Raw genomic sequence first — 9069 nt, 5'->3', positions numbered from 1 at the left:
CCCGCGCCGACCGCCAGGCCGCGTCGACCCGCCAGCTGCCCGCGACCGCGGCCACCAGCACCGCCGCGACCGCGACCGCCGCCCATCCCCGACGTGGCTGCGTGGCCCACGCCAGCGCGCTCAGCGGCGCCACCAGCGCCGGCCACCGCGGGCCGGCGATCAGGGCCGCGACGGCGAACGCGACCACGTGGTGCTGCGGCCAACGGGCGCTCATCCGCCCAGCTGCTGGCGCAGGGCGTCCAGCCGCTTGGGCCCGATCCCGGGGATCTCGTCGAGGTCGTCGACCGATCCCAGGCCGCCCCGCTGCTCGCGCAGCTCGAGGATCTTCCTCGCCGTCGTCGGTCCGACCCCGTCGAGCCCGTCGAGCTGCTCGGCGGTCGCCGTGTTGAGGTCGACCGGCGCCCCGTCGGCGGCGGTGGCCGCGGTCCCGCCGGCCGCGCGCGGCGGCGGGCGCTCGGGCACCAGCACCTGCTGGCCGTCCCGCAGCGGCGCCGCCAGGTTGAGTCGCTGCCGATCGGCCCGCGCGGTCGTGCCGCCGGCCTTGCGAACGGCCTCGTAGACCCGGGCCTGCTCGCGCAGGTGGTAGACGCCGGGCCGCCGCACGGCCCCGGTCACGTGGACCGTCACCTCGCCGCCAGCCCCGGCGACCCGGACCCGCGCACCGGAGGCCGATCCACCATCCGAGCGGTCGCCCGCGACGCCCGCGCGTCCCGCTCCGGCCGCTACGCCGGCGCGGCTGCCGGCGCCCGCCCCAGCACTCGGCGCCGCCGGGCCCGATCCCGCCCCCGGGCCCGCGATCCGGGCCGCCAGCGCGCCGAGCGCGGCCGCGGCCAGGACGCCGAGGAGGAGTCGCACCCAGGGTCGTTCCAGCACCCGCCCGACGCTACGGACGGCCGCGCGCCGCGTGGGTGGCCAACCGTGCCGATCCTGCGCCGGACCGGTGCCGGATCAGCGCCCGTGGTCCGGCCCGGCGCCCGCCGCCCCCGCGCGGGGCGCCGGCCGGGCGTGCCCGAGTCCTGCGTCAGTCCAGGACCCGGTCGAGCTGCGCCATCACGCGGTCGATCGCGTAGGGCAGGCTCAGCACCGACCCGTACGCGATCGCCTCGCCGCTGCGGTCGCCGCGGCCGGTCGGCAGGTAGATCACGCGGCCCCGCTGGACCACGTCGAGCGCCGGGTAGAGCTTCTCGCGCCTGAGGCGCCGCTCGCCGGCGGCGTCGCTCTCGACGAACAGCACGTCGACGTCGAACAGCTCCAGCCGCTCCGACGAGATCGGCGTCCAGTCGGGGCGCTTCGCCAGCGCCGCCGGAACCCGGAAGCCGAGCTCGGTGAAGAAGCGGCCGCGGCTGTCGCGCGCGTGGTAGTGGTCGAACGTCCCGGGCCCCGACGGCGCCATGTTGACGCCGGTCAGGCGGGCCATCTCGGGACGGCGCTCGCGCGCCCGGGCGAAGCGCTGCTCGACCTCCGCCACCAGCTTCTCGGCCTGCGCCGGACGGCCGAGGGCGCGGCCGACGATCCGGGTGACCTCCTGCCACGGCGGCGACTCGGAGTCCTTGAAGCTCGCCGGCTGCGCGACGGTCGGCGCGATCTGCGAGAGCTTGCGGTAGGTCGAGCCGTCCATCGCCGAGGTCACGCCGACGATCAGGTCGGGACGCAGCGCGGCGATCCGCTCGTAGTCGACCTCGGCGGTATCGCCGACGACCACCGGCGTGGTCCCGCGCCAGCGGTCCCGCTCCCAGGCGAAGGAGCCGAACGGGCGCTCGCCGTACCAGTCGCGACCGCCGAGCGGCACGATTCCGAGCGCGAGCACGGCGTCCTGCTCGCCGAAGCCGACGCTGACCACCCGCTTCGGGTTCGCCGGCACGGTCGTGCGCCCGAACTTGTGCGCGATCGTGACGGGCTTGCCGCCGGCGGTCGCGGTCCTCGCCCCGCCTCCGTCGTCGCCGCCGCAAGCGGCCAGTGGCAGGGTGAGCAGGGCCACCAGCGCAACCAGCAGGCGTCGCGGCAGTGATCGGGACCGGGGCGTGGCGGGCACGGCGTCTCCGTCGTCGGGGCGATGGCGCCGGCCGAACGACCGGCGCCGAGTTAGGGCACCCTATCGTCACCGCCGCGCGAGCGGCGGCGCGCCCTCAGCGGACGACGACGTTGACCAGCTTGCCCGGGACCACGATCACCTTGACGACCGTCTTGCCGTCGACGTGCGCGCGGACCTTGTCGCTCGCCAGCGCCAGCTCCTCGAGCTGCTCGCGGCTGGCCGAGACCGGCACCGTCAGGCGGTCGCGGACCTTGCCCTGGACCTGGACCACGAGCTCGAACTCGTCGCGCTCCAGGAACCGCTGCTCGGCGACCGGCCACGGCTGCTCCCAGATCCGCAGGCCGGTCAGCCGCTGGTAGGCGTCGGCCGCCAGGTGCGGCGCGAACGGCTGCAGCAGCGAGACCGCGGTCGCGGTCGCGAAGCGGATCGCGGCCCAGCCGGTGGCGTCTCCGGCCGTCGCGGCGGCAGCGCCGGCGTCCGGGTTGCCGCCGTCCTGCACCACCGCGTTGCGCCGCGCCGAGATCGCGTTGGTCAGCTCCATCACCGCGGCGACCGCGGTGTTGAACGCGAACCGGCCGTCCAGGTCCTGGGTGACCTTGTCGATCGCCCAGTGGGCCTTGCGCAGCAGCTCCAGGTCGTCGCCCTGCGGGTCGACCGGCGCCGTCGCTCCCGGCGCGCCGCTGACCGTGCCGTCCTGCGCGACGACCGCGCCGCCGGCCTCGGCCGCCTCGGCGGCGAACCGCCACAGCCGCGACAGGAAGCGGTTGACGCCCTCGACGCCCTCGTCCGACCAGTCGGCGTCCTGGTCCGGCGGGCCGAGGAAGAGGACGTAGGTCCGCGCGCTGTCGGCCCCGAACCGCTCCACGATCTCGCGGGGGGCGACCGTGTTGCCCTTGGACTTGGACATCTTCGCCCCGTCCTTGGTGATCATCCCCTGCGTGAACAGGTTCTGGAACGGCTCGTTGACGTCCAGCACCCCGATGTCCGAGAGCGCCTTGCAGAAGAAGCGGGCGTAGAGCAGGTGCAGGATCGCGTGCTCGACGCCGCCGATGTACTGGTCGACCGGCAGCCAGCGGTTGGTCACCGCCGGGTCCCACGCGGCGCCGTCGTTGCCGGCGTCGGTGTAGCGCAGGAAGTACCAGGAGGAGTCGACGAAGGTGTCGAGCGTGTCGGTCTCGCGCCTGGCGGGGCCGCCGCAGGTCGGGCAGCTCGTCGCGACCCACTCCTCGGCCGCGGCCAGCGGCGACTTGCCCTTGGGCTTGTAGTCCTCGACGTCGGGCAGCACCACCGGCAGCTGGTCCTCGGGCACCGGGACCACGCCGCAGCGGTCGCAGTGGACGATCGGGATCGGGCAGCCCCAGTAGCGCTGGCGGCTGACCAGCCAGTCGCGGAGCCGGAAGTTGATCGACGCCTGGCCCTTGCCCTCGGTCGCCAGCCAGTCGCTGATCGAGGCCAGCGCCTCGCGGTTGTGGGTGCCGTCGAAGTCGGGGTGGCTGTTGACCAGCGGCCCGTCGCCGACGTAGGGCAGCGCGTCGTCGTCGGGCGACGGCGATCCGCCGGCCGCCGCGTCGTCGGAGAGCGGGCCGCCGTCGGCGGCCTCCTCGAGCGACTCGCCCGCCGGATCGGCGGGACCGGCGATCACGCGCTTGACCGGCAGGTCGTAGGCCTGCGCGAAGTCGAAGTCGCGCTGGTCGTGACCCGGCACCGCCATGATCGCGCCGGTGCCGTAGTCCATCAGCACGTAGTCCGCGACGTACATCGGCAGCCGGTCGCCGTTGACCGGGTTGACCACGTGGCGGCCCAGGAAGACGCCGGTCTTCTGCTTGTCGGCGGCGCCCCGCTCGCTGCGGTCGCCGGCCAGCGAGCGGTTGACGTACTCGCGGACGGCCTGCTCCTGCTCGGTGCCCTCGGCCAGCCGCAGCACGTCGGGATGCTCAGGGGCCATCACGAAGAAGGTCGCGCCGAAGAGCGTGTCGGGGCGGGTCGTGAAGACCTCGTAGTCGGCGTCCAGCTCGTCGTTGTGGAAGACGACCTGGGCGCCCTGCGAGCGGCCGATCCAGTTGCGCTGCATCGTCTTGACGTGCTCGGGCCACTCGATCGTGTCGAGGTCGTCGAGCAGCCGCTGGGCGTAGTCGGTGATCCGCAGGAACCACTGCTCCAGCTGGCGGATCTCGACCAGCGCGCCGGAGCGCTCGCCGCGGCCGTCGATCACCTGCTCGTTGGCCAGGACGGTCTCCTCGACCGGATCCCAGTTGACGGCGGCGCTGCGGCGCTCGACCAGCCCGTGCTCGAACAGCTTGAGGAAGATCCACTGCGTCCAGCGGTAGTACTCCGGCCGGTGCGAGGCGATCTCGCGCGACCAGTCGATCGACACGCCCCAGTCGCGGAACTGGCGCTGGAACGACGCGATCGACGCCTCGGTCGCCTCGCGCGGGTGCTGACCGGTCTTGATCGCGTTGTTCTCGGCCGGCAGCCCGAACGAGTCGAACCCCATCGGGTGCAGGACGGTGTCGCCGCGGCGACGGCGGAAGTGCGCGACGGCATCGCCGATCGCGTAGTTCTTCAGGTGTCCGACGTGCGGCTCGCCGCTCGGGTAGGGGAGCATCTCCAGCACGTAGACCGGGTCGACGCCGGCCTCGTCGAGCGCGGCGTTGTCGACGTGCCAGGTCTGCTCGTCCTCCCATACGCGCTGCCAGCGCGGCTCGATCTCTCGTGGCTCGTAGCGGTGCTCCATGGGCGTCGATCAAGTGTATGGACGGTGCCCGGCGGCGGCGTCCCGGGCCGGCGCGGGTAGGGCGGCGGCGGTCGCCGTCGAATCAGTCGGGGATGACCACCGAGCCGGCGCACGGAGAGCACCACCGCCACCCGGCGCTGGTCGCCGGCCACGAGCCGCGCTGGCCGGCGACGGTCACGGTGCTCGTGCTGTCGGGCCTGTACCTGCTGCTGCCCGACCGCCTGTCGCTCGGCCCGACGTTCCTGTTCCCGGCCCTGGTCCTGCTGCTGGCGATCCCGCTGACGGTCGTCGCGCCGGCGCGCCACGTCGACGAGTCGCGGATCCTGCGGATCACCGGGTTCGTGCTGATCGCGCTGGTGGCGGTGGCCAACCTCGGCTCGCTGGGGATGCTGGTCCGCGACCTGCTGGGGACCCATCACGCCGTCGGCGGGCGCCAGCTGCTGCAGGCGGCGCTGATCGTCTGGACCTGCAACATGCTGGTCTTCGGGCTCTGGTTCTGGGAGCTCGACCGCGGCGGGCCCGACCAGCGCTCGGCGGCGACCCCGCGGCCGCCGGACTTCCTCTTCCCGCAGCAGGGGGATCCCGACCTGCGCGCGGCCGGCTGGCGGCCCGCCCTGATCGACTACCTCTACGTCGCCTTCACCAACGGCACGGCCTTCAGCCCGACCGACACGATGCCGCTGACGGTGCGGGCCAAGGTCCTGATGGCCGGGCACTCGCTGGCCTCGCTGATCACGATCGTGCTGGTCACCGCGCGGGCGGTCAACGTCCTCCAGTGATCGGCGCCGGCGTGGGCCGGAGCGTGCGCGGTTCGCAGGCCGCTCGCTGCTCTGGGATCCTGCGTCGGATGGCAGGCGACCCCCACCTGCACGCGGTTCCCCCGCCCGCGCCCGGCGATCCGCCCGCCGGCGAGCACGACGCCGACGCGCCGAGCGGCGCCGGCGACCCCTCCCCGCCGCCGACGCACGCGCTCAGCAGCCAGGCGGCGGCCAGCCGCGTGGCCGAGATCATTGCGGCCGCCGAGACCGCCGCCAGCCGCGTGCGGATGGATGCCGAGCGGCGCGCCGACGAGCGGATCGCCGAGGCCGACCGCGCCGCCCGGATGCGGGTCCAGGCCGCCGACGCCGAGGCCGAGGACCTGCTGGCCGAGGCCCGCCGGTCTGCCGAGCGGCTGCTGCGCGACACCCAGGTCACCGTCGACAGCGAGCAGGTCTCCAGCAGCCGCGACGCCGAGCAGTACGCCGCCCAGGTCCGCCAGGCCGCCGAGGCGCACGCCGCCGAGGCCCGCCGGCAGGCCGAGGAGGCCGCCCGCCAGCTGCGCGACGGCGCCGCCCAGGCCGCCCGCCGGCTGACCGACGAGGCGGCCACCGCCCGCGAGCAGGCCGTCGCCGAGGCGACGAAGACCACCGACGACGCCCATCGCCGGGCCCAGGCCCAGCTGGCGGCGGCGCGCTCGGTGGCGACCGACGTCCTGACCGAGGGCGAGGCGCTGGCCGCCAACCTGCGCGATCTCGGCCGCTCGCTCGAGAACAACGCGCGGCTGCTGCTCGACGACGTGCGGGCCAGTCACGCCGCGCTGATGACCGCACTGGACCGCGTCACCCCCGGCAGCGTGCCGCAGAGCCAGCTGCGCCGCGGCGGCAGCTCGGGCCGCGGGTCGGCCGCGCCTCATGGGCGCGGCGGCGATCCGCTCGAGCCGCCCGAGTTCCTGCGCCGCTGAGCCGGGACGCCCGGGGCCGTGACTCGACCGTCGCCGGCCGCGCCAGGACCACCGCCCGGGGTTCCCCGGCGAGCCGCCAAACGCCGCGCGCAGGTGCTACGGTTTCGAACCCCAGGGGCCATAGCTCAGCTGGGAGAGCGCCTGCATGGCATGCAGGAGGTCAGGGGTTCGAGCCCCCTTGGCTCCACTACACGAAAGCCCCGCGATTGCGGGGCTTTCGCGTTTCTGCGCCTCCGAATCCCCGGCGGATCGCCGATCCCCGGCGGCAACCAGGGGTTCGGTCCGGCCCAAAGCTCCGGGTGCTCCACCGATTGTGGCGCGGGCCCGGCAGGGCCGATCCTGATTGATCCGAACGCAAGCAGGACGATCAGCGTCGGCTCGTGCCCGACGGGAGGTGATCCTCCCGCTGCGAGCACGCCCGACCGGAACGAGGACAACCTCATGAATCGCCTTTTCATCGGGGGCGTGGTGCTCGGCACCCTCGCCTTCGCCGCCCCCGCGGACGCAGCGGTCACCGTCGGTAGCCGGCTCATCAACGACCCGGCGAACTCGGGCGAGTGCGCGATGCTCGCCAGCCCGTGCACCCTCGCCGCCCGTATCCACCCCCAGGACGGCAGCCTGAACGACGCCGGCGCCCCCGTCGACGGCGTCGTCACCCGCTTCAGGATCAAGGGCTACGGCATCGCCGGCCCGGCGACGGTGCGCCCGCGCGTGGTCCGGCTCGGCGGCTTCCGGCCCGGCGCCGCCGACGGCGCCGCGGGCGCCACCGGCGAGCCGCTGGTCGTGCCGACCGACGACGACGGGACGGACGTCCCCGTTCACGCGTACTCGACGCGGATGACGATCCGCCGCGGGGAGTTCCTCGGTCTCGACGGGACGAACGTCGCGGCGACCTACAACTCGTCCGGCGACGCGTTCACCTACGTCTTCGACCCGGGACTCGTCACCGGTGCGGCCGCCCGCCCCTCCAGCTCCGTCACCGGCGAGCTGCTGGTGCAGGCGGACATCGAGCCCGATGCGGATCGCGACGGCTTCGGCGACGAGACGCAGGACACGTGCGTCGCGTCGGACACCAAGCGCTGCTCCGACTCGCCGCGAGACACCACCGCGCCGGGACTGACGAAGGCCAGGCTCCGTGGCCGGACCCTGAGCTTCTCGATCTCGGAGGCAGCGACCGTGACCGTGCGGATCCGGCGCTCCGGTCGGACCGCCGCCAAGCGCACCGTACGCGTCGGCGCGGGCGCCAAGCGCCTGACCCTGCCGACGCGCGGACTGCGACGCGGGCGACGCTACGAGGTCCGGGTCACGGCGGCCGACCCGGCCGGCAACGTCTCGAAGCCGAAGACGCTGCGGTTCACCGTGTCCCGCTGAGCGCGGCTCCGCCGGTCGGGCGACCCTCGACCGGCGCGAGGCCGAGCCGACCCAGGTCGCCGGATGGCGACCGCTCAGGCCGCGGTCTCCCCCGCCCCCCGCCGCTCGATCCGCGCGACCACCCGCAGCGCGACCGCCAGCAGCGCCAGCGCCACCAGCGCGCCGACGGCCCAGGCGGCGACCATCTGACCCGTCGGCGTCGCCAGGTCGAAGAAGCGGCGGCCGGCCGGCAGCGCGCTGACGAGGACGAAGCCGGCCGCCATCAGGGCGCAGAGGCCGGCGATCGCGTAGCGCCGCCGGCCGGGCTCGTCCTCGAGCGCCATCACGATCATCAGGCCCGCCGTGACGACCGTCGCCGCGGTCACGGTCCGGGCCTCGGTCAGCGAGCCGTCGAAGGCGTGGCGCATCAGCAGGTAGGCGACCAGGATCCCGCTGCCGGTGGCGATCCCGGCCGGGATCGAGAAGCGGGCGATCGCGCGCAGGAACCCCTCCGGACGCCACGGCCCGGTCGACGGCGCGAGCGCCAGGAAGAAGGCCGGGATCCCGATCGTCAGGGTCGACGTCAGCGTGAACTGGCGCGGCAGCAGCGGGAAGACGCCCGACGGCAGCGCGATCGTGACCAGCAGGAAGGCGGTGAACAGCGCCTTGGTCACGAACAGCCGCGCGACACGCTGGATGTTGCGCAGGATCTGACGTCCCTCGTGGACCATCCGCGGCACCTCGGAGAACTCTCCCGAGACCAGCACCAGGTCCGACACGCTGCGAGCCATCTCGGTCCCGCTGCCCTGGGCGATCGCCAGCCGCGCGTTCTTCAGCGCCGGGACGTCGTTGACCCCGTCGCCGAGCATCCCGACGTACTCGCCGGCGTCCGCCAGCACCTGGACGACGCGCGCCTTGTCCTCCGGCGAGATCCGCCCGATCGCCGGCGCCGCGCGGGTCGCGTCCAGCAGCTCGCCGTCGGCGGCCGGGAGCGCGCCGCCGTCGAGCGCCCCCGACGCGGCCGCGATCCCGGCGTCGCGGGCGATCGCGCCGACGGTCGCCGGGTTGTCGCCCGACAGCACCTTCAGCGCCACGTCCTCGGCGGTGAAGAACTCGACCGTCCGCCCCGCGTCGTTGCGCAGCCGCTCGGCCAGCACCACGATCGCCAGCGGCCGCAGCGGCTGCGGCAGCGGCGCGTCGGGCGCCGCCGGCGGCAGCGGCGCGTCGGCCGCG

8 protein-coding genes and 1 tRNA gene are annotated in these 9069 nt (G+C 74.6%); 4 read left to right on the top strand and 5 right to left on the bottom strand.

Translation table 11 applies throughout. The features are described 5' to 3' along the window. The 4 genes from PAI11_RS04295 to leuS all read right to left on the bottom strand — a co-directional run. Positions 1-214: hypothetical protein (locus tag PAI11_RS04295; RefSeq protein WP_211656545.1), on the bottom strand; the 214-nt coding region annotated here is incomplete at its 3' end. After that, positions 211-873 carry a ComEA family DNA-binding protein gene (locus PAI11_RS04290; RefSeq protein WP_050897098.1) on the bottom strand — a complete coding sequence of 221 codons (663 nt, stop codon included), beginning with the start codon at positions 871-873 and terminating at the stop codon, positions 211-213. The genes PAI11_RS04290 and PAI11_RS04295, both read right to left, overlap by 4 nt. A 148-nt stretch (positions 874-1021) precedes the next feature. Next, positions 1022-1978, bottom strand: coding sequence for an iron-siderophore ABC transporter substrate-binding protein (locus tag PAI11_RS04285; protein WP_007571205.1), 957 nt, complete (start codon positions 1976-1978; stop codon positions 1022-1024). A gap of 148 nt (positions 1979-2126) precedes the next feature. Further along, the gene (gene leuS, locus PAI11_RS04280) at positions 2127-4766 is read right to left on the bottom strand and encodes a leucine--tRNA ligase (RefSeq protein WP_007571203.1); all 2640 of its coding nucleotides are present in this window, start codon (positions 4764-4766) and stop codon (positions 2127-2129) included. Positions 4767-4858: 92 nt separating this feature from the next. On the opposite strand from leuS, the gene PAI11_RS04275 reads away from it, so the two are divergent. The 4 genes from PAI11_RS04275 (at position 4859) to PAI11_RS04260 (ending at position 7857) form a co-directional block, all read left to right on the top strand. Next, positions 4859-5545 carry a DUF1345 domain-containing protein gene (locus PAI11_RS04275; protein WP_007571202.1) on the top strand — a complete coding sequence of 229 codons (687 nt, stop codon included), beginning with the start codon at positions 4859-4861 and terminating at the stop codon, positions 5543-5545. A gap of 68 nt (positions 5546-5613) precedes the next feature. Continuing rightward, positions 5614-6486 (top strand): hypothetical protein, encoded by an 873-nt coding sequence (locus PAI11_RS04270; RefSeq protein ID WP_007571200.1) that lies wholly within the window; start codon positions 5614-5616, stop codon positions 6484-6486. 114 nt (positions 6487-6600) lie between these two features. Next, a tRNA-Ala gene (locus PAI11_RS04265) sits at positions 6601-6673 on the top strand. Positions 6674-6927: 254 nt separating this feature from the next. After that, positions 6928-7857, top strand: coding sequence for an Ig-like domain-containing protein (locus tag PAI11_RS04260; protein ID WP_138974093.1), 930 nt, complete (start codon positions 6928-6930; stop codon positions 7855-7857). Between the two features lie 74 nt (positions 7858-7931). On the opposite strand, the gene PAI11_RS04255 is transcribed toward PAI11_RS04260, so the two are convergent. Continuing rightward, the coding region (locus tag PAI11_RS04255; protein WP_040598309.1) for an HAD-IC family P-type ATPase at positions 7932-9069 on the bottom strand (1138 nt) is incomplete at its 5' end.

The sequence above is a fragment of the Patulibacter medicamentivorans genome (genome assembly GCF_000240225.1).
Lineage (GTDB): Bacteria > Actinomycetota > Thermoleophilia > Solirubrobacterales > Solirubrobacteraceae > Patulibacter > Patulibacter medicamentivorans.
The sequence above is the reverse complement of the archived record's forward strand: the minus strand, read 5'-3'. Positions and strand labels throughout refer to the sequence as shown.